Source organism: Pilimelia columellifera subsp. columellifera (genome assembly GCF_039532605.1).
In the GTDB taxonomy this organism is placed as follows: Bacteria; Actinomycetota; Actinomycetes; order Mycobacteriales; family Micromonosporaceae; genus Pilimelia; species Pilimelia columellifera.
Genome location: NZ_BAAARY010000008.1, coordinates 1 through 26,372, shown reverse-complemented (window position 1 = coordinate 26,372; position 26,372 = coordinate 1). Strand labels below are relative to the sequence as shown.

The window sequence follows — 26,372 nt, the reverse complement described above, 5'->3', positions numbered from 1 at the left end:
CGGCGACCCCGCGAAGATGGTGGTCGCTTCCGAAACTAGGACAAGAGTAGGACACCGCTCGGTGTCTGCGGCGCCCTGCAGACGGCAGGCTCAACCACATCGCCAGCGGGCACAACCCGCCGGCGCACCCCTGGTTCGTTCCTGACTCGACGGAGGTCTCATGTCCACACTTGCGGCGGTACTCGAGAAGTTCGATGCATCTAAGGCCAAGGTCCGAAAAGAGATCAGGGAAGGCTTCTTCAACACCGACGGGAGCCTGGCAATCACCGAGGACGAGCTGCGGGCGTGGATCGCCGACCGGGCGGTTGACGAGCTGAAGGTCGTCATGCAGCTGTCGGCAGTCCTGACCAAAGCCGCCCACCACCTGCCCGCCCGGATGCTGGTGCAGGTCACCGAGCAGGTGTCCGATGAGGCTCGCCACTTCGACATCCTGCGTGGCCTGGTTCCCGCTCATCTGCAGGCAATGGTCGACGCCAAGGTTGCCGAGCTGCCGGCGAAGCTCGCCCAGGACACGAGCTGGGCGTCGCTGATGGTGTCGGTGGAGGCGGGTAACCCGTTCGCGGCGCTGCTGGACATCAACATCGTGCACGAGGGCTACTCCGCGGCGGCGATCGAGGAGCTGGCCGACATCCCGTTCGACGACATCCGCCAGGCGTACGCCGGTATCGGCGCAGATGAGGAGAAGCACCACGAGTCCGGCCGGGAGCTGCTGGAGTGGCTGGCCCGGGCGTCGACAGCCGACCAGCTCACCCACCAGGTGGTCGCAGGGGCGCACGAGCGGGCCGGCGGCGGGGCGATGAGCTGGTCGTGGCCGGCGGCCGACACTGCCGCGATCGTCGAAGGCGCTCACGAACGGGCGGCCGGCGGTGCGATGAGCTGGTCCTGGCCGGCGGCGAAGTAAGGACCGGACATGTCTGCCGCTGACCGCCCAGCTCCTGGGCCAACTGATCCTGTAGTGCGGTCTTTGAGCCGGGCGCAGCGGCGGGAGTTCGTCGGGCGCGGCTTCCTGCCCGTCGGTCGCGTGGCCGCGCTCGACCACCTCCAAGTCCTCAAAGGCGTCGCCGCCCACCTGGCGGGCCTCGACGGGAACCCGCCGGCGTTGGATGAGGACCACCTCATGCGCGCCGACCGGGGCGACGTTCGGGTGGCGCTGCACCTGTGTCACCGCAGCCCGGTGTTCCGGCTCAACGCCACCGGAGACCATATCGCCGGCATGGTCTCCGACCTGCTCGGAGAGCCCGCGGCCGTGCTCACAAGCCTACTGTTTTGCAAGCCGCCCGCCGTGGGCCTACCACTGCGGCTGCACCAGGACCTGCCGTACTACCCGTACCTCGGCGACCAGCAGCTGATCACCTGCTGGACCGCCCTCGACGACGCCGACAGCGACAACGGAGCGGTGGAGTACATACCCGGATCACACCTGACGCGACTGCCGCACCGGACTACCGGCGAGCAGCAGGCACTCGACATCCCCGACGGCGCCATCGACACCAGCCGGGCAACCACGGTGCCGGTGAAAGCCGGCGAGGCCGTCCTGCACCACGGGCTGACCGCCCACCGCAGCGGCGCCAACCACAGCAACCGCCCCCGCATGGGTCTGGCAACCCTGTACGTGCCAGCCAGCGTGACCATCACCGCCGACCAGTTCCCATACCCGCTGCTCACCCCACGGAGCACATCATGAACACCACCACCACCACCACGGCGGAGAGGCTGGGGCCGCTAGCAGCTACCGCATTGATTCCGCTGGTAGCGCGCGCCTCCGACGCCCGACAGCGGTACCCGATCCTCAGCGACCGAACCTCCGCAGCGGTCGCGAACCGCCTTGACCTCGGGCGAGCCGTGGCTGCGGTCGATGATTCGACCCGGGTTGGCTGCTGCCTACGTGGCCTGGTCATCGACACCTGGCTCGCCCAGCTCGCCGAGAGCGCAGGCGGCCAGTTGGCGGCAGTCGTTGACCTTGGCGTTGGGCTGAACACCCGCAGCCACCGCCTGGCCGGCATCGCCGAACGGTACGTGGAGGTCGACTCGGGCGAGGTCATCGCGCTACGCGACCAACTCCTGCCCGTAACGTCCAGCACCCGGCTCGCGACCGACGCGATGCACGTCCTTGGCTGGGCCTCTCACGTGGCGCCGACCTGCGGACCGGTGGCGGTCGTCTGTGAAGCGCTGCTGGCCTACCAGACACCCGAGCGGGTCCAGTCGTTCCTGGATGACCTGTCCTGTCTGCTACCGCAGGCGCATGTCCTTTTTGACAGCATGTCCCCGGCCGCCGCGTGGTTGGCCAACAGGCCGGCTGTCCGCGCCGGCGGGCGCCCCCGCTACACCTGGGCCACCCGATCAACCGGTCGCCTGCGCTCAGCAGGTAGGCCCCTGCGCATCGTGGCGGAGACGACGCTGCTGCGGCAGCCTCGGCAGTGGACCAGCTTGTTTCCCGCCAAGGAGCGGTTGCTGTTCGCCCTACCGGGCCTGCGCGGGGCGTTCCGTATAACCCACGCCCAGCTCCAGAACCCCGGAGCGGCGAAATGACCAGTCGAACGATCGAAGCGCTCACCGCTGAGGCGATGGGCATGCTGGCCAGCGGGCGCCGCAACGAAGCGCTCATCCGACTCAGGCAGACGGCCGGACAGCCCGGCGATGACCAGGCACGGTACGCGGCAGGGGAGGCGCTGCTGCGCGCCTCCGAATGTCGGGAAGGCTGGGATCTGTACGACCTGCACCCATCCCGCCCAGTCGACACCCTGCCCAGCGTGGCCCGGTGGGACGGTCAGCACTGCCGCCAACTCGTGGTGGTCGCCGAACAGGGCTTCGGTGACGCACTGCAGTTCCTACGCTTCATGCCCGCCGCGACAGCGCACGCCGACAACGTGGTGTTCGCCGTCCACGACGAACTACTAGACGTCCTACGGGATGCACCGGCCCTCGCTGGAGTGACGGTCCTGAGCAAGTCCGCCGCCTCCGTCCTCGAATGGCCGACAGATGCCCGATGGGAGCGGCTGATGTCGCTACCTGCTCGACTACCCGGCCTGGCCGCCGCGCCGGTCGAGGCGTACATAGCAGCGCCGATCCCGCGCCGATGCGGCGACGCCTCGCAGACGGTGGTCGGGGTGGCGTGGCGCAGCACCCCCCGGCGTGGCTTCCCGAACAGGTCATTTCCAGCCCGGCTCTGCCACCGGCTCACCCGCCTGGCCGGCGTACAGGTGGTGGCCATCCAGCGCAGCCGCGACATCCGTTCACTGCCAGCGGGGGTCCACGACCCCGGGATCGTTGACTTCACCGAGACCGCCCAAGTCATCGCCGGCTGCGACGTGATCGTCACCGCCGACACCGTCACCGCCCACCTCGCCCCAGCGCTCGGCGTCCCGACCATGGTCTGCCTGCGACGCGAGCCTGACTGGCGCTGGGGAACGCCCACATATCCAACCAGCTGGTACGCCAGCGCCCGGCTGCTGTTCCAACCCGCGCCCGAGCGTTGGAGTCCCGTCTTGCAGGAGGCCGCCGCATGCATCGCCGATGGCACCCTTCCGACCTCATCGTTCACCCCGCCGCCGGGAGCGCCTCGATGATCTCGACCGCGCCGACCCGTCCGTACGACATCGTCGCCGCGCTGGTCGAGGAATTCATCATCAGCCGCCAACCCGTCAGTGAGCTTCGACGCCTTCATCGCCGACAGTGGGAACTGGAAGACGCCAGCCGAGCCCCCGACGCGAGCGCCGAACGCGTCGGGGTTCTGAAAGGGGAGATCGATGCCAGTAACAGCCGGCGGCATCGGCTTATCACGGCGATCGACGAACAGGTGGCTTACCGGCCTGCTGATGGGGCCAGCCGCTACTACAGCGAGACGATCGGTGAGCTGTGCGACCGGCTGATCATCCTCGACCTCAAACACCAGGCTCTCACCGACGACAGCACTGACAGCGTGGATGGAATCAGTCGCCATTTGGCGGTCACGGCGAATCAGCTCGTTGAGCACACCCGCCGCGGTGTCGCCGTCCTGCCGCCCAGAGTCGGCCTCAAGATCTACCGACGTGACGCTGAGCGCGAAATGCCCAGGCAACGCCGCCGGCTACGTACCCTCATCACCAGCCGTAGGAGCCTGCCGTGACCGCCTCGACTGTGAGAAGCCCGCTTGCCGCGTTCGCGGAGGCGTTCGACACGGACGGGTTCGGCATCATCCGCGGCGTCACTGACACGGCGACCGCAGGCAGGCTCCGGGAGCTGCTGGGCGAGCACCTCCCGGCGCCGGCAGCGCCAGTGCCCACGCAGGTGATGCTCGGCCAGCTGGTGCAGCGCGATCGGCGATTCGCTGAGCTGGCCACGACCGGGTTCCTGCTGGACACCCTGGCGATGATTTTCGGGACCACCCCGCAGCTGATCGGCTCCTACGGGCACGTCAAGCCCGCCCGCACCACCGCCCACACCGGTCCGCACTCTGACGTGGCTCATCTGCCCGGCGTGCCGCACCACCGTTCGACCCTCATGGTCAAGGTCGCCTACGCTCTCACCCCCACCCGGGCAGGCAACGGCGCCACGCGCCTTCACCCCGGTAGCCACCGCGACGCCAACCCAGCCGACCAGGGCCCCAGCGTGGCGGCTGAACTGGACCTTGGCGACATGCTGATCTTCCACGCGAACCTGCGCCATACCGCCACCGCGAACCCGACGGTCCACGCCCGCCTCGGACTGTGGTTCGTGTACGCGCTGCCGTGGATGCGCGTGTTCCCCGGCGAGGAGTACACCCCCGCGTTTCTCCAGCACGTCCAGGAGCAAACCGCCGACCGGCCCGAACTGGCGGCGGTCTACGGCCTGGTGAACCCCTACGCCACCGCCTGATCACCCACCAGGTAATAGGCAGGGCGGCCGGCAGCGGCTGGACTACCATGACGGACCGGGCAACCCGTCCCCGAGATGCGGATGTGACAAGGCGATGACCAGCACCGACAGTGACCTCCCCACCCAGATCGACCAGGTGCGCCAGAGCGCTCTGGCCGCAGTCGCGGCAGCGGACACCACCGCCGCGGTGGATGAGGTTCGTCGGGAGTTTCTGGGCCGCACCGGCACCCTGCTGCAATTTCGGCGCCTCGTCGGCACCCTGCCGCCGGCGGACCGCAAGACTGTCGGCGCGGCCGTGGGCGCCGCCCAGGGCGAGGTCGAGCAGGCACTCGCGGCACGCTCGCAGGAGCTGCTGGACGCCGAGCCGGCGTTGGCCGAACCGTTCGATGTCACACTCCCGGGCCTGCCACCGGCGGGCGGGCCGGGTGGTCTGCATCCGACGGTGCAGATGATGTACGACCTCAACGACGCTTTCACCGCGCTGAACTTTGAGGTGTACTCCGGGCCGGAGATCTCCTCGGAGCTGTTCGAGTTCGATCACATGAACTTCCCGGCCGACCACCCGGCCCGCGAGTCCATGGACACCTACTGGTTGACCGGCACCGCCGACAAGCACGGTGAGCAGCGGCTGTGTCTGCGTCCGCACCTGACCGGGGCGAGTATCCGGTACATGCGTGAGCATGAGCCGCCGTTCCGGTTCGTGTACCCAGGGCGGGTGTACCGCAACGAGTCCACCGACGCCCGACACGAGCGGGCGTTCTTCCAGTATGAAGTGCTGATCGTCGACCGAGACGTGCCGCTGACCGCAGGCAAGATGCTGGTCGACACGATCCTAGACACCGTCTTTGGTAAGCCGGTCGAGACGCGGATGCGGACAGGGTTCTTCCCGTTCGTCGAACCCGGCTTCGAGATCGACATGCGCTGCCAGGTCTGCGACGGACAGGGATGCCGAACCTGCCGGCAGGTCGGGTGGCTGGAGGTCATGCCTGGTGGCGCACCGCACCCCAACGTCCTATGTGCCGGTGGTCTGGACCCGGCCGAGTGGACCGGCTTCTACGTCAACGTCGGCCTCGACCGGCTGGTGATGATGCGCTACGGCATCGACGACGTGCGCCTGTTTCACTCCGCCGACCTGCGCTTCCTCACCCAGTTCGCCTAACACCGCAAGGGACACCGACCGTGAAGCTATCCCTGGACTGGGTACGCGACTACATCGACCTGCCCACCGACCTCGACATCACCACCATCGCCCACGACATCACCCTCAAAACGGTCGAGGTCGAAGGCTGGACCAACCCCGCCCACCAGCTGACCAACATCGTCGTCGCCCACATCGCCGACGTCACCCAACTAGGCGACAACGGCGTACGCCTGACCTGCGACATCGGACAGCCGCAGCCGATCACCGTGGCTAGCCGGGTCACCGACCTCACCCCCGGACGGATCCTCGGGCTCGCGCTGCCTGGTGCACGGCTCACCCCTCGCGGAGGCGACGCTGTGCGGGAGGTGGCGGTGGCGCAGGTGATGGGCATCGACAGCTACGGCGTGCTCATCTCACCCGCCGACGTCGGCCTGGCCGGTCTGTTCCCCGGTGGCGATACCGCCCTGCTCGACGCCGTCGACCTCAACGTGCCCGCCGGTACGCCGCTGGCTTCGGCGGTCGGCTACGACGACTGGGTGTTGGAAATCGACAACAAGTCGCTGACCAACCGTCCCGACCTGTGGGGCCACTACGGCATGGCCCGCGAACTCGCCGCCATCTACCACCTGCCACTCAAACCTCTCCCAGCCGCTGCCCTACCTGCGCCGGTCGAGGGGCTCATCGGACAGCTCGATGCGCAGCTGTGCCGCCGGTTCGTCGCGGTCTCCTTCGACCTGCCCGAGCACGGGCCGGCGCCACTGTGGGTGCGCTCCCGCCTGGCCCGCATCGGCGAGAACCCGCGCAGCCTGTGCGTAGACCTCACCAACTACGTCATGCACACGGTCGGGCAGCCGGCCCACGTCTACGACCGCGACCAGATCACCGTCCCCCTTTCGGCATCAGTGACCAACACCGCGACCAAGGTGGATCTTCTCGCAGGTCACAGCCGAGAGCTGGAAGCCGGAACACCGGTCATCACCGACACCGCAGGCCCGGTGGGGGTAGCCGGGATTATCGGCGGCGCCGACAGCTCCGTCACCGACAGCACCCGCCACTTCGTGCTGGAGACCGCTAGCTTCCACCCCCAGCCGATCCGCCGTGCCTCCCAACACCTGGGCATCCGCACTGAAGCGTCCGCCCGGTTCGAGAAGAACCTTGACACCCAGCGCGTCGACGCCGCCGTCGGCCTCTTCCTGCACCTGCTCGGCGACCTCGCACCCAACACACAGCTACTCGGCTCCCAAGACAGCGCGAACACGGCCACCCAGCCGGCGGTCGTCGACACCGACCTGGGCTTCCTGACTACCCGCATCGGCGAGACCCTCACCGGCTCCGACGTCACAGCCACTCTCACCACCCTCGGCTTCGATGTCACCAGTACTAACGGCGGGCGGTTGCAGATCACGGCACCGACGTGGCGGTCCACCGGCGACATCAGCGGACCACACGACATCATCGAAGAAGTCGCCCGCATCCGCGGCTACGACACCATCCCCACCGCCGGCCTCACCGTGCCCCTGCGGCCCGCTCGGCAGTTGAACGCCCGCCCGCTGGAGCGCGTCCTACGCGAACAACTCGCCGCCGCCGGCCTGCACGAGGTCGTCACGTACCCGTGGACCATCGACGCATTCCTGGCCGCCACCGGCCACACCAAGGACACCACCGTCCGAATCGACGGAGCGCCCGCCCCGGACCGCGACAGCCTCCGCCCCGCCCTCATACCCAACCTGCTCGAAGCGGCGGCGGCGAACTTGCGCTACACCGACACCATCGCCATCTACGAAGCGGGCACGGTATTCCACGCCGGCGCTGATGCCCCCTACCGCGACCGCTTCGAAATCCTCCCGGCACACCGGCTGTCGCTGGCCGCCGTGCTGGTCGGAGGCGACGGGCCTACGCTATTCCGCCGTGCAAAAGGCGTCCTAGAACACCTCCGTGGCCACGCCCACCTCACCGACCTGACCTTCACCACCGACGGTGAACCCGCCAGCTGGGCTGACGCCAGCGCCCGACTCACCATCACCAGCAGCGGCCAACACATCGGCACACTCGGACTACTCACCAGCAAAGCCCGCCGGGCCGCAGGAATCGCCGTATCGGCCGCCGCGTTCGAGATCGACGCGGCCGCGCTACGCGCACATAGCTCCCGTACCAACACTTTCACCCCACTACCGGAGTTCCCCGACGCAGAGTTCGACCTGTCCGTCGTCGTCGCCGACACCGTCACCTGGGCGGACATTGCCGGCACCACAACCGCCGTTGGCGCGCCCGTGAACACGGTCGCGTACATCGGGGAGTTCCGCGGTTCCTGGGTGCCCGACGCACACCGATCCCTGAGCCTGCGCATCACCGCCCGCGCCGACCACACTCTCGCCGCCGACGAGATTAGCGCTACACGACAGCAGGTACTCGACGCACTGGCCGCAGATCACGGCGCGCGCCTACGCGAAGTCTGAGTTGGATTGAACGCTCACGGCGAGCGCTGGGGCATCCGAGGACGATGACCACTTCGCGCCTAGAGAGGACTGCGTGACTATGGCAAACCTGGAAGACCTGCTCAAGCAGCGTATGGCGGCGGCGTTCGCGATGGTGGCCGGCGAGCCGGTCGAACCTGCCGTTCGACGATCGCAGCACGCGGACTTCCAGTCAGACGCTGCCTTGGGATTGGCCCGTCGCCTCGGCTCCAACCCCAGGGCCATCGCCGAGCAGGTCGTGGCCGCCGCCGACCTGGGCGACCTGTGCACGCAGGTGGAGATCTCCGGCCCCGGTTTCATCAACCTCACCGTCACCAACAGTCTGCTCGGTGAGCTGGTCGCCGACGTCTTGGCCGACGACCGGCTGGGCGTCCCACGCACGCAGACGCCCGAGACGATCACTATCGACTACTCAGCGCCGAATGCGGCGAAGGAGATGCACGTCGGGCACCTGCGCTCGACCATCATCGGGGATGCGGCCGTCCGGCTTCTGGAATGGCTCGGGCACACCGTCATCCGGCAGAACCACATCGGTGAGTGGGGCACACCCTTCGGCATGCTCATCGAGCACCTTCTAGCCATCGGCGAGACCGAAGCCGCCGCGGAACTCTCCGTTGGCGACCTGAACGGCTTCTACCAGGCCGCTCGCCGCAAGTTTGACACCGACGAGGTGTTCGCCGCCCGCGCCCGCCAGCGGGTCGTTGCGCTGCAGTCCGGTGACCCAACAACCCGTCGGTTGTGGGAGACGCTGGTCGCCGACTCGAAGAAGTACTTCGCCACCGTCTACGCCCTGCTCGACGTCCGGCTGACCGACGACGACTACTACGGCGAATCCTTCTACAACGACCAACTCCAGTCGGTAGTCGACGAACTCGACGCCCGCGGCATCCTGACGCTGTCCGAGGGCGCCAAGTGCGTCTTCCCGACCGGGTTCACCGGCCGAGACGACAAGCCCCTGCCGCTGATCGTTCAAAAGTCCGACGGCGGCTTCGGCTACGCGGCCACCGACCTGGCCACCATCCGCCGCCGCATCAACGTCCTGTACGCCACCCGGCTGCTGTACGTGGTCGGGCTGCCGCAGCGGCAGCACTTCGAGATGGTCTACCAGACCGCCCGGGAAGTCGGCTGGCTCACCGATAGCGTCAGCGCCGAACACATCGGGTTCGGATCGATCCTCGGCACGGACGGCAAGATGCTGCGCACCCGCGCCGGCGTCTCCGTCAAACTCGTCGACCTACTCGACGAAGCCGTCACCCGTGCCGCAGAGGCGATTGCAGTGAAGGACCCGAACCTGGACCCGCAGGAACGCGCTGCCGTCGCCAAGGCTGTCGGGATTGGAGCGGTAAAGTACGCCGACCTGTCGACCGACCGGAACAAGGATTACATCTTCGACCTGGACCGGATGCTGGCCTTCGAAGGCAACACCGCCCCCTACCTGCAGTACGCCCGCGCCCGGATCTGCTCCATCTTCCGTCGCGCCGGCATCGCCCCTGACCGCCAGCCCAAGCAGCTTGTAATCAACGATCCAGCCGAGCGTGCCCTGGCGATCGAACTCTTGGGATTCGCAGGCGTCCTGCGCGAGGTGGAAGCCGGCCTGGAGTTCCACCGGCTCGCCCAATACCTGCACACGCTGGCCGCCGCTTTCACTGCCTTCTATGAGAAGTGCACGGTCTTGAAAGCCGAAGACGAAGTCCGCGACAGTCGCCTCGTGCTTTGCGACGCGACCGCCCGAACACTTGCCCTCGGACTTGGCCTGCTTGGTATCCAGGCACCCGATCAGATGTGATGATCCGTCCCAGGGATGAACGATCGCGATGATGTCTCAGACACCTGCGGTCGGCAGCGAACGTCGGGTTTTTCTTGACACCGAGTTCACCGACTTGCCCTGGACCGGCCGGTCACGACTGCTGTGGGTGGGGATGGTTGACGATGGCGGTCAGCAGTTCACTGCGGTAGCGGCCGATGCGTTAGCGGTGCCATGTAGCCCGTTCGTCCAGGCGCAGGTGCTACCGCTGATTGACCCCGCTGTACCCGTCCTGGACGGTTCCGAGATGGCGACGGCCCTGGCAGAGTTCCTACACGGCGCTACGGAGGTGTGGGCGTGGTTCCCGACGATCGCGGACGTCGGGACGTTCGGCTTTGACGCGACGGAGGCCGCTGAAATATGGAGCGCATACGCCGACTGGGACTACCAACTGGTGTCCTCGGCTGCCGGGCCGCAGGCATCGGGGTGGCCAACCCGATGTGATGATCTCCACGCCCTCGCTATCGAGACAGAGGTCGAGCTGCCGCACAATCCGCGCCCTCACCATCCGGTCCACGACGCGCGGTGGGGTCATCAGGTGTATATGGCCGCACGCTACCGTGGCTCCTAAAAGGGCCGCCAGGCCCTCGCCGCGGCCCGGCTTTCTTGGATGGCGGTGGGGGTGGCGGGCGACTGGCTGTTGCCGTGCCCGTTCGTCCAGGTGCAGGCCCGTCAGTGTCCGGGAGGCGTCGACCATGACTTGGACGAGGCCGGCCGGCTGCGGGCTTGCCCGGTCAGGGCGGGCGACGGCGTTGTGGTCTGACGGCCTGACGTGGCCCACACGGACGCCCCAAGTGGCCCCGCCAGTGGGTCGAACCACTCGATGCCTCGGCGACACATAGTTGTGGTCGTCACGCCAGAGCACCATCCAACGACGCGCGCTCATGCCGAGTTGAGTACCCAATAGCTAGGCGCCCTTCTCTTGCCCGCCATTGACACGACTTGCCGGCAATTTCGGACTACCGTTTCAAAGTCCACGAGTTCTACGAACCCAGCCGCACCGGTCTGCTTTGCCTGGCACTATAGGTGGCACTTGCCATGTCGATACGGGGGTAGAGTCGTGCTAATAGGCATTCCGACCCGCTTTGAGCACTTGAGGGGTGCCGTTGACCCCACGCCTCTTATTGTTCCGGTAGAGGCAGATCTACAGCGATTCGAAGCTCTACGCCGAGCAGCAGAAGTTCAGCTCGGAGGCGTCATGGGCTTTATTACAGCACCTTCCGGTACGGGAAAAACAACCGCAGTCTTCGCTCTTTCTTCACTTCTTCCGGAAAAATACGAGCCAGTCTTCGCCGTGCCTTCGACGGTATCATTAAGGGATTTACCTAGGTGGCTCAATGAAAAATTGCCAACTCAAACCAGTCGCAATATCCCCGTACTGATCGATAATCGCGAACAGACTGACGACGACATTGGACTCGGGCAACTGATGTCTTCGCTGAACGGAATAGCGCGAACCAGGCCAGATTTGGTTATCCTTTGGCCTACAACGGATGACGACTGGCGAGACAGCCTCCTTAATGCCGCGCGCAAGGTTGGTGGTAAAACCCTCGCACCCGCTGCCGGGGAATTATCTATCGGAGGGCCAAGCTCGACCGAATGGCCCACCATCCTGGAACGCCTATTAATTCAGTTGGATCAAACCTTAGAGGAACTCGCCATTGACGTAACTGCTATTGAAGTTGCGACCCAAGGGCAAGACTCCGTCGGCGCCTTCCTCGAAACCATCCGTGACATGGTTACAACCAGCGTTGAGGAGGTGCGCTTGGCGCGTTCACTTCCACGCCTACTCTTTGTAGTGTCGTCTGATAGCGCAGTTGTGGGTGAGGCGAATCGGCTACGACGGGCCGGGCAGTTGAACATCAAGGCCGAAGAGTTAGTGTCCTATTCTTCAAGGTCCATTTCTGGCAAGTATTGGAAAGCACGCCTTAAAAATCCAAGCCACCATCTCGCATATGTCATTTCCCTATTTCAAGCCCGACTCGTAACGATGACCCCGAGTTCTGTCAGCTATGCCGCCCTGCATCACGGTGACCATGACTTGCAGCAATTAACGTCCAAAGCTGGACTCAGTCGAAACGCCACTAACGCAGCTACGACTTTCCGGAATACGGATTTCTATCGATTCCTCACTGCAACTACCTCGGCAGAACTGACGTCTACAAGCAAGGGGCGAACGGCTGACGCGACCTTAGCGGCCTACGAAGCGATCCAGGCAGTTTCGGCACGGCGACACAAAGCAGTTAATCAGGCAATTTGCGGTCTAGTGGAGCAAGTTGTGCCAGAGTTTTCGGCCGCAAAAGGTGCTTTTGAGGTGGACCTCGGCGATTCTGGGGCATTTGCTGACGCCGTAATTTTGATGCGGGATGAGGAATTGCATCTAGAGTTCCATCACCTTAGTCCAGCGCACTGTAAAGCATCCTCGATGGCTGCATATATCATGGAAAAACTAAAGACCTACGCGCTACATTACAATTTGATTCCTCGTTGACTCGGGTCGGCACTACACCAAGCTACGCCTAACAGCCTTCAGAGGCGCCATTTTCGCGCGCCGCACTCCATTGCCGCCGACCGCTCGCTGCACAGCGTCACTCCTAGTCGGTCACCGGGACCGGCCGGTCGTGCTGAGGAACCCTCGCGACCACTTGGGTTCGGACGCCTAGCCTGGGGTCGTGGATGAGTCTGACGTCGGCGTCACCCTGCAGCAGCGAGGATGGCGAGCCGCCTTCACAGTCGAGGAGAGAGCCGAGGCATGGAGTTGGTTAGTAACTGAGGTAGAGAAGGGTTACCACGATGAGGTCGACGAGTACACCAGTGACCTATACTGCCGCAACTGGCTGCACGAGGCATGGCTACTCCTCGATGATCAGGTCGTCTTACGGTGGACCGATAGAATCAGGAATCTCGACAACCGGTTCCGAGCGGCAACGATCAATGATGATGGCTATGTTCTCTCGCAGTTCCACTACTTCGATGATCCCGACCTCTGGTGGTGGCGACGTTACCCGCGCATTCTTGTCGGGGAACTCGGGCGGCAGTTGCGGTCCGCCGGTGCCACCGAGTGAACTGTACAGTGGCATCGACATTTCCAATCGCGAGGTTAGCCCCGCCCCGCCCTGACCAGACTTCGAACCAGGGCGCACTCACATGCCGCGAATAACGCGCGCTGTAGCCTGGACTCTCGTTACGAAGCGTTGCCGTCGCGGGACCCGGGTCCCTCACCATGGTGTGCCCCACTTGAGGCGGTCCGTGTGGGCCACGTCAGACCGTCAGAATCAGTGTTGGGTTGTTCGGCCTGGTTGGTGAGGTCGCGTTTCCCAGCCGCCGATTAGCTGATCAGCGAGGTCGGGATCGAAGCCGAGCATCGTGTCCTCCCAAGGCCACCGCAGCGATGCCCGCCGCCTGTGGCGGCGTGACAGGGTGTCTGTACGCGACCTGCCGTCTCTACTGTGCCCAGTTGGGGTTTGCCCAGCGTGCGTGCCGTTCCAGCCGTGCGACAGTGAGGTGGTCGGTGATGCGTAGCCAGCCGGTGAGGTCAGCGATCCACCACGCCTGGCGGTAGTAGACGAAGTCGGTGCTGCGGTCCGACAAGGTGGTGGCGGCGCCGTTGTCGTAGGCATCGCTCATCTCACGGTGGCTGACCTCCAACGGCAGCTCACGGCCATCGTTAGTGGTGGGGACGGTCGGTTGTGGCGTGTCGTGGCTCATGCGGGCCTTCCTTCTACTGGTCGCGGCGAGGTTGAAAGTGATGGCCGTCCGTAGGTCGCGGGGGCCGCAGATGCGGGTCCAGCCCGTTGCCGGGGCGCGGCGGCGGCTGGGTTATGGGTGCCAGGGTGGCGAGTCGGCCGGCGAGCCGCTGCCGCACGTCCTCGGTGAGGAGATCCCGTCCCAGCTCTACGGCTGTGCGCGCGGGCCGGGTACGGACCAGGCGGGCGAGTAGGGCCTGGTCGGTTTCGGGTGCTACGCCCATCGACCAGAGTGCGGTAGGCAGGTCGGTGAACGCCCGGTCGGCGGCGCGGGTCTGCTCGACCTGCCAGCCGATGATCAGTTCGTCGACGGGCCCGCCGTCGAAGGCGACGGAGACGACGGCCTCGTAGATCTCGCGCCGTTGGGGGCTGGTGAAAGTGTCGGAGTGCAGGAACCGGCCGAGCTGTCGGGCCTGGTCGGGGTTGTGGATGAGGTCGGCGATCAGCTCCTCTTCCACCATCACCCTTGCCGGATCGACCTGGGCGGCGGGCTGCGGCTCGGGCAGAGCCGCATGACGTGGCGCGGCATCGTCGTCGAGCTCGGCTTCGATGAGGGCGGCGTTGATTTGTGCCTGCCTCGCGAGTGCGGCGGCGAGCCGGTTGAGGTGCGCGGCGCCGTCGACGTCGCGGCTGGCTGCGGCGTTGGTGGTGATGCGGGCGGCGTGTTGGTTGATGTCGCGGCGCAGGCTGGCGTCGATGACCATCCGCGCGTATGCGGCAGCGTGCCGCGGTTCAGGACACGCGTCACGAAGCCCGCCGAGCCAGCCGGCGTCGATGCCTTCGGTGTTGACCCGTTCGGCGACCTGCTCAGCCAGCGGGTGGCTGGCGAGGTGGGGGTAGGCGGTGCGGGTCTCAGTGATGGCGGTGTAGACGGCGGTGTGGAGGCTGTTGCCGAAGTCGTCGGGCCGCAGGTGGGCGAACTCCGCGGTGGCGGGTACGGGTTCGGCCAGCAGCGCCCCGAGTAGTGCCTGTTCGGCTCGGGTGTTGAGTGTGGTCATCTGCTGCTACCTCCAATCCTGGCGGCGCTGGGTTTGGGCTTGAGCGACGGCCTGGTCGGCTTCGGCGAGCCGGTCGGCAGATCGGTCGAGGTCGGCGGCGAACACCGGGTCGCTGATCTGCAGCCACATCCCGGTGCTGTCTTCAGGGGTCCACCAGAAGCCGTCGTAGTGGACGAAGTCGGCGACCTGCTGCCCGAGTGGCCGGGCGTCGCCGCGGTGCAGGGCGTCGTGGATGACCGCGTCCGGGATGCGGTCGCCGCCGCGGGTCTGTTCAATACCGGCGGTCATGAGACTGGCCGGCACCGCAGCGAGGGGGTCGGCGGACAGCCAGCGGCTGCGCAGGTCTGTGTTCGGGTCGGCGAGCGCATCGTGGCGGGGTGTCTTGTGTCCGGCCCTGCAGGGTTGGGCGTACGCGGTGGTGGCGTTGGCGATGACGAGGCGTAGTTCGGCGTGCCAGTAGCGGGCGGCTTGTCCGGACGGGGCGATGCTGTTGTAGATCTCGTGCCGCCACGCTTTGAGTGCGGAGAGTTCTTCGATGAGGCCGGGGTGCTGTGGCCAGCATTCGGGTAGCCGGTGTTCGGTGGCGAGTTCGTAGCGGTCGTGTAGCCAGGTGACCCAGTCGACCAGTTCCACCCATGCCGTGCGCCGTTCGGTGGGGGTCATGGCGTGCCACTCCCGCACGAGCGTGCGCGGGTCGGCCTCTGGGGCGTCCCCGTCGCGTCGCCGCCCGCCGGCACCCATCCGCCGGGTGGTGGGTGCCGGGTTGACGCGGCCGCCGGGCCGGAGCCGGGCGATGGGGTTGTCGGGGTCAGCCACGGTGTTCCTCCAGTTCGGCCAGCTGCTTGCGTATGGCGGTGACGGACGCGGCGTAGGCGTCGGCTTGCTCGGATTCGTAGTGCCGCACCATCTGAGTGATCACCGCCGGTGTCGTGCCGGCGATGACCAGCGCCTGGCGGCGTTCCTGGTCGAGGGTGCGTACCCGGTCCGGGCTCAACGTCTTGCGGTCTCCGAGCTGGGTTTGCATGGTGGTGCCGTGCTGCAGGCTGCGGCTGGTGCTGGTGACCGTCTCGCGGTACTCGCCGGCGAGTTTGGAGAATTCGGCGAGTTCGTCGCCGGTCAGGCCGCCGAGGGCGATCTTGGCTGTGGCGGCGCCCCAGATCATGTCCGCTCCGTCGCGGCCCCAGCGGGCTCTTGCTTGGGCCATGTCCTGCAGGACGGCGACGACGAAGATCCCCGACCCGCCCGCGTAGGACATGAGGGCCGGCAGGTGGGGGAGTGGTACGACGTTGGCGACCTCATCCAGGATCAGCGCCAGGGGTGGGCTCAGGCGGCCCGAGTCATTGCGCTTGGCCAGCCGCTGTGCGGTGGCGGTGAGTTCGTCAACGAAGGCCGAGATTAAGGGCGCCAACGCCCCGGCCTGCTTCTCCGAGACGCGAAGGTAGATAGTTCCGCCGTCCTGCAGGAAATTGGCCACGTTTAGGCCGTCACCCGGCGGCGGGCAGAACACGTCCCGCGCCGCGGTCGAGAGCAGGGGCGCGACGGCGGTTTGGACGGTGGTCCACATGTTCGAGCGAGTTTCGGCCGGCGACTGATAGATCCCGTTGATCAGTTCGGCCACGCCGGGGGCGGCGTCGGGGTGGCTGGCGAGTAGGCGGATGGGTTCGTCGTCGGTGGCGTCCAGGGACCAGCGAAGTACGTCGGCCATGCTGCGGCCGGTCAGCGCGGCGGCGTGCAGCCACGCGGCGAGCAGGTTGGTGGCGGTCAGGCCGAAGAACCCGGCGTTGGTGGAGTCCGATCCGGTTTCGGGTCTGCCGACGGCGACCATGATGTCGGCGCGTTCGCGGGCCTTGTCGAAGCGTTCGCAGTCGCTGGTGGGTGACCAGCGCAGCATCCAGGGCCAGCGGGTCCCGGACAGGTCCATCACCAGCACTGGCCCCCGCTGCTGCCGCAGGGTGATGGTGTTGAGGGCGACATCGTCGCGGACCGAGGTCACCAGGGCCGGGCCGTCCCAGTTCGCCAACCACGGAATGATCACCTGGCTGGTCTTGCCTTGGCGGGGTGCGGCGAGCAGGAGAACGGAGTGCTCGATACCCAGCCACAACGGGATACGCGTACGCCCCAGCGGCACGGCAACCTGTCCGGCGGTCGGTGCGTCGAGGTCCGGGCGTAGGCGTGCGCCGCGGGCCAGGACCTGCTTCTCAGTGAACGCCTGCCGTACCTCGGCGGGTGAGGCGAAGCCGCGGTTGCGGCGTCGGTCCCCGACCTTGCGCAGCCCGAACATGGCGCAGGCAGTGGCGCAGGCCAGCACAATCAGCGCCGCCGCGTACATGCCCACCGGCCCCGGCAGTTGGCCGTGGACTGCGGCGGGCCATGCCTGGCGGGGGTCGGCCCAGTTCCCGCCGAGGTGGGTGAGGATGTGCAGGCTGTCGCCCACCGAAGCGTCGGGCCAGGAGAACGTGAACAGCAGGCCGGCGATCTGCCCGACCGCCCAGACTCCGACCAGGACGGCGGCGACGAGGGCGAGGGCGGCGGCGAGTAGGTAGTCCGATACGGAGTCGAACAGGGGCCGGCGGGCGTTGGTGTGGTCAGCCACGGGCCACCTGCATCCGCTCGTTCGTCTCGAACAACGCACGCTCGGCAGGGTGCATGCGCACGGAGACGGAGTAGGAGTTGTTTCGGCCGATTTTCCAGATTCCGTAGCCGATGTTCTCGCTGCCGGACCAGGAGGCGATGTGCGCGCACTCGGTGTCGGTCAGCCCGACGGCTTCGCGGGTGGCTTCAAGGGGGGTGATGTCCTGCATCATGCAGATCCGCACATCACAGGAGGCCAGTAGGTTCCGGGCGATGGCGACCTCGGCGGAGCCTTCCGGGCCGACGGAGTCGAAGTCGGCGAGCCGGTGGGTGGCCAGCATCTGGATGGTGCCCTGCGCCCGCGACAGCCGCAGATCGGAGTCGACCTTGCGCAGCATGGCGGGGATGCGTAGCGCCCGCCATAGCTCGTCGCGTACGACCATGCGTACCGGCCCGTCGGCCTGATCGATCGCGGCTTGGCTCCAGCTACTGACGCAGGCCAGAGTCATGGAGATCGTGTCGTCATTGCGGCCGTCCAGGCGGGACAGGTCCACGGTCTGGATCGGGGCGTCGAAGTCCAGACCGACCGTGGAGGGACCGTCGAACAATCCGGACAGGGAGCCTTGGACCATGTTGCCCAGGGCGTCGGCGGTCGGGCGGATCATCTCCCGCAGCTCGCGGGGGTCGTCGTCGCGGATGCGCAGCTCGTAGGCCATCTCCGGGGTGGGGTCGCGCAGCAGCGCCCACACCTCGGGGATGGTTGGGTCGAAGACGCGGCGATCGCGGTCGGAGTGTCCGGCGGCGAAGTGGATCGCCAGCGACAGCGCCGCCTCCTCGGTTGGGGTCAACTCCCGGTGCAGGCGTACCGACAGCAGCGATGACAGCAGGGTGATGCGGCGGCGGTGGACCTCGTCCAGGCGCTCGCGGAGGGCGTGTTCCTCGTGGGGCAGGTTGCGGCCCAGCGGCCCGGCGTCGAGGGGGTTGAGGCGGGCGGGCAGGCCGGGGCCGATCTTGACGGGGGCGACGCCGAGGGCTTCGGCGAACTTGTTGTACTCGCCCTTGATGTCACCGGAGACCAGCATCTTCACGCCGTAGGCCATCAGCCGTAGGCCCATCGCCTTGATGGTCCCGGACTTGCCGGCGCCGGGTGTGCCGGTGATCAACATGTTCGGGTTGGTGATCAGGCCGCGGCGAAGCCACTCGATCGGATGGCAGGGAAAAGCGGCGCCGGTGATGGTGTCCACCCCGATGTAGGCGCCGTACGGGGGTAGGGAGGCGCCGTTGAGCCACGGGTAGATGCCCTGCACCTGCCCGGTCGACCCCCGATGCACTGGCACGTTCGGCACCAGCGGCGCCCGCCCGTGGAACGGGCGCGGATGCCCACGGCGGGGCGGTATCCGGTGGGCCTGCCTACGCGGGGGCTTTGGTTCCTTTGCTGGTTTGTCGAGCTTCGGGGCGTGGGAGGGTGGGGTGATGATGTCGGCGACGTCGGCCACCGGCAGCGCGTTGTCCTTACGCCTGAACATGGACCGGTCACCACCGCTTCTTCGGTAGCCCGAAACCCAGCGGCAGCGCCGACATGGCGAAACCGACGTCCTGGGCGAACCACATCCGGCGGATCACCAGGCCGGCGCCAGCGGCGTCCTGCTCCAACACCGCGCAGGCGTCTTCCAGCTCCTCGGGGTGGGTGACGGTGACGGTGACGTAGCCGACGAACCGCACGAGGCCGTGCCCGTTGGCGCGTTCGGCGTCCTGGTCCTGGGCGCGCTGGTCTTCCAGGCGCTCGTGTTCGGGGATGACTTGGCCGAGTTTCTGCCTGGCGATGATCTGGGTTCGCCGCTTGGTGCGTTCCCGCATCACCTGGCGGCTGGACTCCACCGGCCCTAGCGGTTCGAAATGCAGGGACAGGCTGCGCCGGTGCTTACCGACGCGCAGCAGCGGCTCCAGGACGGTGGAGTGGACCTGGTGGCGCGGCCACTCATGCACCCAGTAGGTCACCGACTTGCCGCCGTCGTGCCGGTACGAGCCGGCCGACGATTCGGCCGCCGCCGGCCCAGCAACGCCCGGGTCCAGGCCCGGCAGCGGACCACCGTTTCCGGTGCGGACCCGCTGTTCGGAGAGCACATTGCCGGAGTCTGGGTCGAACGCCGCCCGCAGCGCCTCGGCCAGATCACGCGGGCTCAGCCACGCTTCGATGCCCAGCTCCGCCCCAGCGACACCAGACGACAGGGCACGCAGTTGGCGGGTGAGGACGGCAGCGGCGCCGACAGTTCCGCCGCCGGCGTGCTTGATCTGCCTACCGACTCGGCGGGCGTCCATGGTGAACGCCAGGTACGCCTCCCGCTGCGAGGTCGCCAGCGCCGAGTTGGCCAGCAGCCCGGAGGTCACCTCCGCGGCCAGCGCCGGGGCATCGGGGTGCAGGTGATCGGCGTGCCACCGCCGCAGCGCCGCCGCAGACTCCGGCACCAGCCGCTGCAGGGCTTGGACGCGGGTGATCGGGTTGCCCTCGGTGCACAGGGTGTCCATCAGGGCGCCCCACCCGCCTACGCGGCGGTCGCGCAACGCGGAGTCGATCAGCCCGATGCCGGGGACGCGTAGGCGGGCGACGGCGGTGTAGGTGTTGTCGATCTGGTGATGCACGATGGCGAGGGGTTGGCCGTCGGCCATTTGGGCGGTGAGGATCTGCACCGGCGCCAAGATCCCGGGCAGGTCCATCGGCTTGGGCTTACCCGGACGGCCTTGGCGGGGGTTGAAGGGTCCGCTGATGAATTTGTTCTGCTGCCGCATAGTTGTGCCGGTGTAGGAGGCGGCGGCGGTGGCCCACTCGTCGACGGTACGGCCGCCGGGGCGGATGAACACCAGCACCGCCATCACCACCGCCACCGGCCAGGCCACGAACCCGAGCCGTAGGTGCGAGCCCACCAACGGGGTCAGGGCGACCAGGACAGCGCCGGCGGCCAGGGCGAAGCGGGCGCCGGACATGCCGAGCATGAACGCCACCCGCTCGCGCTGCCACCCCATGTAGGTGCGGGCCGGACGCATCTGCTCACGGCTGCTGCTCTTACTCATTGCTGATCACCGAAGTCCCGCTCGTACTCCACCGGCCCCACCTGACGACGCGGCGCCGGCGGCGACTCGGGGTCGATGTACTGGCGTGGCGGCGGCTCCACCACACCGTCGGAGTCCTGCGGCTGATAGCCCGGCTCGTAGTCGTCCCGGGACCTGTCCGCCCAGCGGGGCTGGGCATGCCGCGGGTAGCCGGCCGGGTTCGCGTGCGGGTTCGCCCCGTCCATGCCCGCGTGACCGGCCATCTGCTCCGACTTGCCGACCAACGCGTTCGTGCCCCGCTGCGCAGCATCCAGGCCAGCCTTGGCCGCGAATACCGCCGCTGCCGCACCCCCGGTCGCCGCCGTCGCACCAGCACCAGCGGCGCCAGCCTTCGCGCCCCCACCGGCAGCGGACTCGGCGGCGGTGTGTGCAGCCATCGTCCGCTTCTCCGCCGCCTGGGAGAACTGATTCGGGTCCACACCAGCCGGAGCCCCACCTCGGCCACCGCCGTTGAGCAGGTTCGACCCGGCGCCGATCAACCCGGCGAGCCCACTGCCGCCGCCGACGCGGGCTTCGGCGAACGTCATGAATCTGGCGATCGCCGGCCACGCCAACGCCGCCAGCAAAAGCACCATCATCCCGGTCAGCAGGGTGCCGACGTCCTTGGACTTCGTGTCGCCGCTCATGCTGAACCCGATACAGAACACCAACGCGATCACCGGCTTCAGGACGATCAACTGCAGCGTGGCTTGGGCGGTCTTGGCAAACCACGCCTTCGTAGACTCCCCGACCATCCCGGCCGCCGCGATCGGCGACGTAGCGATCAGCACCGCGACTGCGGCGTTACGCAGCAGCAGCTCAAACCACAACACCAACGTCAACAACATGGCGATGAGGGCGAGCATCAGCAGCAGCGACGGGGCGTTCGTCAAGTTCGCCTGAAACATCGTCGTCAGCTTCGTACGCAGCCCTTCGGCGTTGCCGAAGGTGTAGTTCACGATGAACAAGGTGATCCCGTCTGCGGCCACCAACGCCGTTCCGGCGATGACCAGCGTCACCATGAACGCGATCACCGCCTTACCCAAGCCGACCACCGCGTGCGCCAGCGGGGCGCCATTATGGGTCAGGACGGTCCGGATGGTCTGCCACAACAGCAGCAGCACGGCCACCAGCCCTGCTAAGCCCAGGCTTAGCCCGTAGACCTTCTGCACCCCCGTCGACTGCAGGTCGACGTTCGGGAAGCCCACGAACGCCTTCGCGAACGTGTCCAGCAAACTCACCGCCGCGTCCGCGAACGACTTACACACGCCCTCCCAGCCGGAGACCAACGCGCTTCCGGCGGCGTTCGAGGCTGCCTCGCCGACACAGCCGACCGGGTCCAATGCACAGCCGACGGGGTCAGTAGGCGCCAGCAACGCGCTCACTGTGTGAAGTCCTGCCACCCGGCTGCGGTTGCCTCCGCACTACCCGGAGTACGCGACAGGCTCAGGTAATCGCCGTCATTACCGCTTGGGCGCCGCATCCGCCAATCGCCCTGCCACGCCAACTCGATCGGAAACACTCCGACGCGGTTGAGCACACCTGACGACGGGGTCGTCGTCGTGAGGTAGGACAGCAGCAGCACCGTCATGTGATCATCGGACTGGTCGCGAAGTTGATACGCGGCTGGGCTCAGCGTCATCGTCGATCCCTCCGGCAAGGGCCCGGATGTCGGCAGGCCCAGCTTGCGGCGCGAGTTGCTCGGCCCTCGGGCGAGGTAGTCACCGGCGTCCTCGAAGTCATCGGCGGCGATCGTGTCGCCGATCTTGCGTGCGCGGTCGGGGTCCAGTGTCGAGCCGAGCTGCGCCCAATACTCGATCGCCGCTGATACCGCGCCGGCTGCGGAGTGCGGGTATCCGACAGCGATTCCGTTGCGGGTGCGCTTGCCGTGGACCAGGCGCAGCGGTGTTTTCGACCCGCCCGTAGGCGACGCCTCGGGCGCCGGTGATGCCGATGGGTTCGCCTGCGGCGAAGGCTCCTGTGGCGCCGTGTCCTTGGCGCGTACGACCAGCAGCACGCCGACCGCCAGAACCACCAACAGTCCAGCTGCGATCGTGATGATGCGGCGGGAGTGCCGAGGGCCAGCCAGGAAAGTGTTGTCCTCCCCGTTCACGGCGCAATCAGCCCGCGGCGCCGAACACGGTGTTGACCATCGGAATGGCCACGGACACCACGATCACGCCGCCCAGCGACCACAGCAGCGCCCGTTTGCCCTTGTCGACCGCGTCGGGACGGTTGGACAGCGAGCCGACGGCCATCATCCCGCCGGAAGCCAGCGCGGACAGGCCGCAGGCGATCAGCACACCCCACTTCACGTAGGACACCAGCAGGCCAACGCCCTTTGCGCCCTGAGTCGGGTCGACCGGCCCTGGGTTGGGCACGTCGGCCAGGACTTGGGCCAATGCATGAACGATGACCATCTACGCCTCCGTGGACATGGCGCCGCAGCACCCGTAGGGAGAGGTTGCGGCGTGAGTACAGGCGCACTGACCAGCAGAAACTACGTTCCGTCAGCGGCCGAGGTGATCACCGTAAGGAGCAGAGATAGGTGAGCGTCAACCGAATACCAGCCAGTAACGTCGATGAACCAGACAGTCGGCACCCACGGCCCATGCCGGTCTGCCGTTTCGGTGACGTGGTGTTGCCTGATCGATGGTGATGTCAATCGTCGTCGGGTCGATTCTTCTATGACGATCTATGGGTTGATCGAGTTTCAGCAGCTCACTAGGTTGATGCTATTGATCAACGTCACGTTCGCCGATCCGTGCTGCCATGTGGAGGCGCGGCGGTTTTGGCTACTGAACGTGAGTTCGCTGCGGTTGTTCGGGGATGTGTCTGGAGGGTGCTGTGAACGCTCGCGCCATCCTCGCGGTCGGCGCTGCCGTTCCCGTGGTGTTGGTCCTCGGAGTGACCTTGACGGCCGCCGCTGCCGGCACGATCGACCAGCTGCCCGGCGACTGCCTGCCCACCAACGCCAGTGGTACTCCGCAGCCCGGCGCTGGCGAGGGCGCGCATCTGGAGCTGAACGCCGCGCAGCGCGCCAACGCGGTCATCATCTACACCGTCGGCGCGAAGATGAGGCTGCCGCACCGGGCCGGGATCGTGGCCATCGCGACCGCGTTGCAGGAGTCGCACCTGGTCAACCTGGGCAACCTCGGCGCCAACAACGACCACGACAGTCTCGGCCTGTTCCAGCAGCGGCCTTCACAAGGCTGGGGCACGCCGGAGCAGATCATGGACCCGGTCTACGCCTCGACGAAGTTCTACCAGCGCCTCGTACGGGTCAAGGGCTGGGAGCAGATGTCGGTCACCGAAGCAGCGCAAGCCGTTCAACGCTCAGCGTTCCCTGACGCCTACGCCAAATGGGAACCCGTGGCCACCAAACTCGCGGGGGACGCCGCCAAGGGCCTCGGCCGTGACCCTTCCGCCGGCTGCGGGATTGTGGGCGGGTGGACCGCCCCGGTGGTCGCGCCGATCGTCAGCGCCTTCCGCGGCCCGGGGCGACCCGACCACCACGGCGTCGATTTCGGAGCATCTCGGGGAACACCCATTCGTGCCGCCTCCGCTGGTGTAGTTATCGTCGCGCAATGCCAAACCACGCCGGCGGATTGGGGGTGCAACCGGGACGGTGGAATTTCTATCGGCGGGTGTGGCTGGTACGTGGAGATCAAACACGCCGGGAATGTGATGACCCGCTACTGCCACATGCTCGCCCGCCCTGCCGTCACCGTCGGCCAGCGCGTCGGCGCCGGGCAGATCCTCGGGGTGGTCGGGACCAGCGGAAACTCCTCCGGCCCACACCTACACTTTGAGGTACACCTGGGCGGCGACAGCAACGGAACCGGGGCGGTAGACCCAGTCCCATTCATGCATCAACACGGCATTGAGCTCGGCAAGAAATAGCGACGAACAAAGCCGGAAACCGCAGAATCAAACCGCGGTCAGACGGTCCGAAACTGTTGGCGCATTAGACTAGGAGGCGCAGTGCCAGAATCCTCACTGGTGATGAGAGCCGAACAAGCGCTGCTGGCCAGCCTCCTGATCGACGTCTCCGCCATCGTCGTGATCGAACTGCTGGACGCCGCCGACTTCGGGCACGCGCTCAACCGGCAACTGTTCACCGCAATCACCGCCGCCCGAACCTCCGACCCGGTTCTGATCGGAGCGGCGCTCGCAGCGCAGCTCGCCGCGAGCGCCGGCATCCCCGGCGTCGACGAACAGTGGCTGACCCAACTGCAGGACGCAGCACCCGACACGGGCCACGCGCTCGCGTACGCACGGATCATCGGCGAGGCAGCATTCCGACGAGAGCTGGCCTCCGACGCCGAACGCCTCGCCGGTGCGCCGAAAGGAGCGGGAGGACGGCTGCTGGCGGACGCCCTCGGACGGGTCACGACCGTCCACGCCCCGTACGTGGCTAGCGAGTACGGCGACCCTGCCACATCAGCCGCACCCGAGGCGCCAGCACAGGCAACATCGACGCCAGACAGCCGCCATGACCTGGAGGCCGAGCTTCTTGCCGATCTCGTCGCTCACCCGGAACAGGCCGACGCGCTCGTACGGTTCCTGCACGCCGACACCTTCACTTCACCAGCCTCCCGGCAGGTGTGGACAGCCGTGGAGGCGCTCGCTGGGCGGGGTGAGCCGATCGACACGATCACGATCGAATGGGAAGCTACCAACCAACTCGCCGACCGGACCGCTAGCAGCGACACGCCGAACCCCGAGCCGCCTGCGCCAACCGCAGTGGCGAGTTACCTAATCCGACTCGGGCGGACCCAGCCACACCGTCCTGCGGTCGCCATCGGCCGCGACCTGCTCGCCAACGATGTTCGCGCCGATCTTGCCGGCCGCAAGACCACCAGCCGCCAAGCCAGCACCCGGGCTGCCGCGCCGCGTAAGGCGGGCATCGACCCGACCTTACGGCCCCCGGCGCCGCCGCAACCGCCGCACGGACCACGGCCCACCCCATGACCACCACTGCCAACAGCGCCGACGAGCTGCCACCGGTGCTCAGCCACCCACAGATGCGCGACGCCATCCAAGGCGGCGATGCTCGCACCCTGTCGAAAATCGTCACCGACTTTGTCCGCTACCGCGACAAGTGGTGGATCACCCACCCCGACGGCTGGATACGCATCGACGACCAGCAACTTATCGCCCGACTCGACCGCCACACCCTCTGGACCAACGCACACATCCTGGTCGCTCCCACATCACCAGCATCTTGAGCGTTGCGTGGCGCCCCCATCGGGTCCCTGCCCGGCCGGCCGGCGTTAAGCCACTACCCGCCGTTACGCGGGGGTCTGGAGAAGACGGCTCTGGCACACCTTCAGTAGAAACCGTACGTGACCAGGACTAGAGTCGTTCGGATACCGCCGGTCTAGTTTGGGCGATCCTGCCGCAATTGGCGGGGTTAGACATCGATGGGTGGTCGATGACGGCGATCGGCTTGTAGTAGAGGCCCCGGCCGCCGTTGGCGCCTGCACCGTGCCCTGGCTGCGGTCAGCCGACGGGGCGGGTGTACGGCCTTTTCCTGCGCCGGGTCGCGGAGGTGCGCAGCATGTGACGGCATAGACCTCCCTGATCCGAGTCACCAAATCGCCTGTCGGCAGCAGCCTTAGACCGTGTGTCATTTGGGGTTGTTGCAGCGCCTGGTCGTTCGTTGAGCTGGTGTGGATGATGTTCAGAAGTACTGCCCCGAACCGTTGTGGCAGA

24 protein-coding genes are annotated in these 26,372 nt (G+C 66.9%); 15 read left to right on the top strand and 9 right to left on the bottom strand.

The features are described from left to right. Nucleotides 1-160 precede the first annotated feature (160 nt). The 12 genes from ABD287_RS10475 to ABD287_RS10420 all read left to right on the top strand — a co-directional run bounded on the left by ABD287_RS10475 (nt 161) and on the right by ABD287_RS10420 (nt 13,317). Entirely contained in the window at nt 161-901 is a 741-nt protein-coding gene (locus ABD287_RS10475) for a hypothetical protein (protein ID WP_344171716.1), read from the top strand. Nucleotides 902-964: 63 nt separating this feature from the next. Beyond that, entirely contained in the window at nt 965-1,684 is a 720-nt protein-coding gene (locus ABD287_RS10470; RefSeq protein WP_344171714.1) for a phytanoyl-CoA dioxygenase family protein, read from the top strand. Further along, nucleotides 1,681-2,529, top strand: coding sequence for a class I SAM-dependent methyltransferase (locus ABD287_RS10465; protein ID WP_344171712.1), 849 nt, complete (start codon nt 1,681-1,683; stop codon nt 2,527-2,529). Before ABD287_RS10470 ends, ABD287_RS10465 begins: the two co-directional genes overlap by 4 nt. Further along, entirely contained in the window at nt 2,526-3,566 is a 1,041-nt protein-coding gene (locus ABD287_RS10460) for a glycosyltransferase family 9 protein (RefSeq protein WP_344171711.1), read from the top strand. The genes ABD287_RS10465 and ABD287_RS10460 overlap by 4 nt, the downstream gene beginning before the upstream one ends. Further along, nucleotides 3,563-4,105: a DUF4254 domain-containing protein gene (locus ABD287_RS10455; RefSeq protein ID WP_344171709.1), complete on the top strand. Its 543-nt coding sequence runs from the start codon at nt 3,563-3,565 to the stop codon at nt 4,103-4,105. The genes ABD287_RS10460 and ABD287_RS10455 overlap by 4 nt, the downstream gene beginning before the upstream one ends. An 11-nt stretch (nt 4,106-4,116) precedes the next feature. After that, on the top strand, nt 4,117-4,833 hold the full coding sequence (locus ABD287_RS10450) for a phytanoyl-CoA dioxygenase family protein (RefSeq protein ID WP_344171707.1): 717 nt from the start codon (nt 4,117-4,119) through the stop codon (nt 4,831-4,833). A 94-nt stretch (nt 4,834-4,927) separates the two neighbouring features. Continuing rightward, complete coding sequence (locus ABD287_RS10445) at nt 4,928-5,992, top strand: tRNA ligase subunit PheS family protein (RefSeq protein WP_344171705.1); 1,065 nt, start codon at nt 4,928-4,930, stop codon at nt 5,990-5,992. Between the two features lie 20 nt (nt 5,993-6,012). Further along, complete coding sequence (gene pheT, locus ABD287_RS10440; RefSeq protein ID WP_344171703.1) at nt 6,013-8,430, top strand: phenylalanine--tRNA ligase subunit beta; 2,418 nt, start codon at nt 6,013-6,015, stop codon at nt 8,428-8,430. 79 nt (nt 8,431-8,509) lie between these two features. Further along, nucleotides 8,510-10,234 carry an arginine--tRNA ligase gene (argS, locus tag ABD287_RS10435; protein WP_344171919.1) on the top strand — a complete coding sequence of 575 codons (1,725 nt, stop codon included), beginning with the start codon at nt 8,510-8,512 and terminating at the stop codon, nt 10,232-10,234. A gap of 28 nt (nt 10,235-10,262) precedes the next feature. Beyond that, nucleotides 10,263-10,823 carry a hypothetical protein gene (locus ABD287_RS10430; protein ID WP_344171701.1) on the top strand — a complete coding sequence of 187 codons (561 nt, stop codon included), beginning with the start codon at nt 10,263-10,265 and terminating at the stop codon, nt 10,821-10,823. A 489-nt stretch (nt 10,824-11,312) separates the two neighbouring features. Beyond that, nucleotides 11,313-12,743, top strand: coding sequence for a P-loop NTPase family protein (locus tag ABD287_RS10425; RefSeq protein ID WP_344171699.1), 1,431 nt, complete (start codon nt 11,313-11,315; stop codon nt 12,741-12,743). A 181-nt stretch (nt 12,744-12,924) separates the two neighbouring features. Further along, complete coding sequence (locus tag ABD287_RS10420; protein ID WP_344171697.1) at nt 12,925-13,317, top strand: hypothetical protein; 393 nt, start codon at nt 12,925-12,927, stop codon at nt 13,315-13,317. A gap of 379 nt (nt 13,318-13,696) precedes the next feature. On the opposite strand, the gene ABD287_RS10415 is transcribed toward ABD287_RS10420, so the two are convergent. From ABD287_RS10415 to ABD287_RS10375, 9 genes are read right to left on the bottom strand one after another with little or no spacing between them, the layout of a single operon-like run. Next, entirely contained in the window at nt 13,697-13,960 is a 264-nt protein-coding gene (locus tag ABD287_RS10415; protein ID WP_344171695.1) for a hypothetical protein, read from the bottom strand. A 13-nt stretch (nt 13,961-13,973) separates the two neighbouring features. Then, nucleotides 13,974-14,996 (bottom strand): DnaB-like helicase N-terminal domain-containing protein, encoded by a 1,023-nt coding sequence (locus ABD287_RS10410; RefSeq protein WP_344171693.1) that lies wholly within the window; start codon nt 14,994-14,996, stop codon nt 13,974-13,976. A 6-nt stretch (nt 14,997-15,002) separates the two neighbouring features. Further along, complete coding sequence (locus ABD287_RS10405; RefSeq protein ID WP_344171691.1) at nt 15,003-15,812, bottom strand: hypothetical protein; 810 nt, start codon at nt 15,810-15,812, stop codon at nt 15,003-15,005. Further along, nucleotides 15,805-17,589: a type IV secretory system conjugative DNA transfer family protein gene (locus ABD287_RS10400; RefSeq protein WP_344171689.1), complete on the bottom strand. Its 1,785-nt coding sequence runs from the start codon at nt 17,587-17,589 to the stop codon at nt 15,805-15,807. The genes ABD287_RS10405 and ABD287_RS10400 overlap by 8 nt, the downstream gene beginning before the upstream one ends. Beyond that, nucleotides 17,582-19,093 (bottom strand): type VI secretion protein, encoded by a 1,512-nt coding sequence (locus ABD287_RS10395; protein WP_344171687.1) that lies wholly within the window; start codon nt 19,091-19,093, stop codon nt 17,582-17,584. The genes ABD287_RS10400 and ABD287_RS10395 overlap by 8 nt, the downstream gene beginning before the upstream one ends. A gap of 7 nt (nt 19,094-19,100) precedes the next feature. Beyond that, nucleotides 19,101-20,636 (bottom strand): SCO6880 family protein, encoded by a 1,536-nt coding sequence (locus ABD287_RS10390; RefSeq protein WP_344171685.1) that lies wholly within the window; start codon nt 20,634-20,636, stop codon nt 19,101-19,103. Continuing rightward, nucleotides 20,633-22,039, bottom strand: a complete 1,407-nt coding sequence (locus ABD287_RS10385; protein ID WP_344171683.1) for a hypothetical protein — start codon at nt 22,037-22,039, stop codon at nt 20,633-20,635. Before ABD287_RS10385 ends, ABD287_RS10390 begins: the two co-directional genes overlap by 4 nt. Next, on the bottom strand, nt 22,036-22,767 hold the full coding sequence (locus ABD287_RS10380; protein ID WP_344171681.1) for a DUF8175 domain-containg protein: 732 nt from the start codon (nt 22,765-22,767) through the stop codon (nt 22,036-22,038). The genes ABD287_RS10385 and ABD287_RS10380 overlap by 4 nt, the downstream gene beginning before the upstream one ends. 7 nt (nt 22,768-22,774) lie before the next feature. Next, entirely contained in the window at nt 22,775-23,074 is a 300-nt protein-coding gene (locus tag ABD287_RS10375; protein ID WP_344171679.1) for a hypothetical protein, read from the bottom strand. A gap of 409 nt (nt 23,075-23,483) precedes the next feature. On the opposite strand from ABD287_RS10375, the gene ABD287_RS10370 reads away from it, so the two are divergent. The 3 genes from ABD287_RS10370 (at nt 23,484) to ABD287_RS10360 (ending at nt 25,885) form a co-directional block, all read left to right on the top strand. Continuing rightward, nucleotides 23,484-24,557 (top strand): M23 family metallopeptidase, encoded by a 1,074-nt coding sequence (locus tag ABD287_RS10370; RefSeq protein ID WP_425565584.1) that lies wholly within the window; start codon nt 23,484-23,486, stop codon nt 24,555-24,557. Between the two features lie 81 nt (nt 24,558-24,638). After that, nucleotides 24,639-25,628 carry a DnaB-like helicase N-terminal domain-containing protein gene (locus ABD287_RS10365; RefSeq protein ID WP_344171675.1) on the top strand — a complete coding sequence of 330 codons (990 nt, stop codon included), beginning with the start codon at nt 24,639-24,641 and terminating at the stop codon, nt 25,626-25,628. Beyond that, nucleotides 25,625-25,885 carry a hypothetical protein gene (locus tag ABD287_RS10360; protein ID WP_344171673.1) on the top strand — a complete coding sequence of 87 codons (261 nt, stop codon included), beginning with the start codon at nt 25,625-25,627 and terminating at the stop codon, nt 25,883-25,885. Before ABD287_RS10365 ends, ABD287_RS10360 begins: the two co-directional genes overlap by 4 nt. Nucleotides 25,886-26,372: the final 487 nt, after the last annotated feature.

Bases quoted from the DNA above. Each gene is read 5' to 3' on its own strand.
- ABD287_RS10370 (WP_425565584.1), top strand. From the start codon at position 23,484: ATGTGTCTGGAGGGTGCTGTGAACGCTCGCGCCATCCTCGCGGTCGGC.
- argS (WP_344171919.1), top strand. From the start codon at position 8,510: ATGGCAAACCTGGAAGACCTGCTCAAGCAGCGTATGGCGGCGGCGTTC.
- ABD287_RS10395 (WP_344171687.1), bottom strand. From the start codon at position 19,093: ATGTTCAGGCGTAAGGACAACGCGCTGCCGGTGGCCGACGTCGCCGAC.
- ABD287_RS10360 (WP_344171673.1), top strand. From the start codon at position 25,625: ATGACCACCACTGCCAACAGCGCCGACGAGCTGCCACCGGTGCTCAGC.
- ABD287_RS10375 (WP_344171679.1), bottom strand. From the start codon at position 23,074: ATGGTCATCGTTCATGCATTGGCCCAAGTCCTGGCCGACGTGCCCAAC.
- ABD287_RS10430 (WP_344171701.1), top strand. From the start codon at position 10,263: ATGATGTCTCAGACACCTGCGGTCGGCAGCGAACGTCGGGTTTTTCTT.
- ABD287_RS10415 (WP_344171695.1), bottom strand. From the start codon at position 13,960: ATGAGCCACGACACGCCACAACCGACCGTCCCCACCACTAACGATGGC.
- ABD287_RS10455 (WP_344171709.1), top strand. From the start codon at position 3,563: ATGATCTCGACCGCGCCGACCCGTCCGTACGACATCGTCGCCGCGCTG.
- ABD287_RS10445 (WP_344171705.1), top strand. From the start codon at position 4,928: ATGACCAGCACCGACAGTGACCTCCCCACCCAGATCGACCAGGTGCGC.
- ABD287_RS10460 (WP_344171711.1), top strand. From the start codon at position 2,526: ATGACCAGTCGAACGATCGAAGCGCTCACCGCTGAGGCGATGGGCATG.
- ABD287_RS10390 (WP_344171685.1), bottom strand. From the start codon at position 20,636: ATGAGTAAGAGCAGCAGCCGTGAGCAGATGCGTCCGGCCCGCACCTAC.
- ABD287_RS10410 (WP_344171693.1), bottom strand. From the start codon at position 14,996: ATGACCACACTCAACACCCGAGCCGAACAGGCACTACTCGGGGCGCTG.
- ABD287_RS10475 (WP_344171716.1), top strand. From the start codon at position 161: ATGTCCACACTTGCGGCGGTACTCGAGAAGTTCGATGCATCTAAGGCC.
- ABD287_RS10465 (WP_344171712.1), top strand. From the start codon at position 1,681: ATGAACACCACCACCACCACCACGGCGGAGAGGCTGGGGCCGCTAGCA.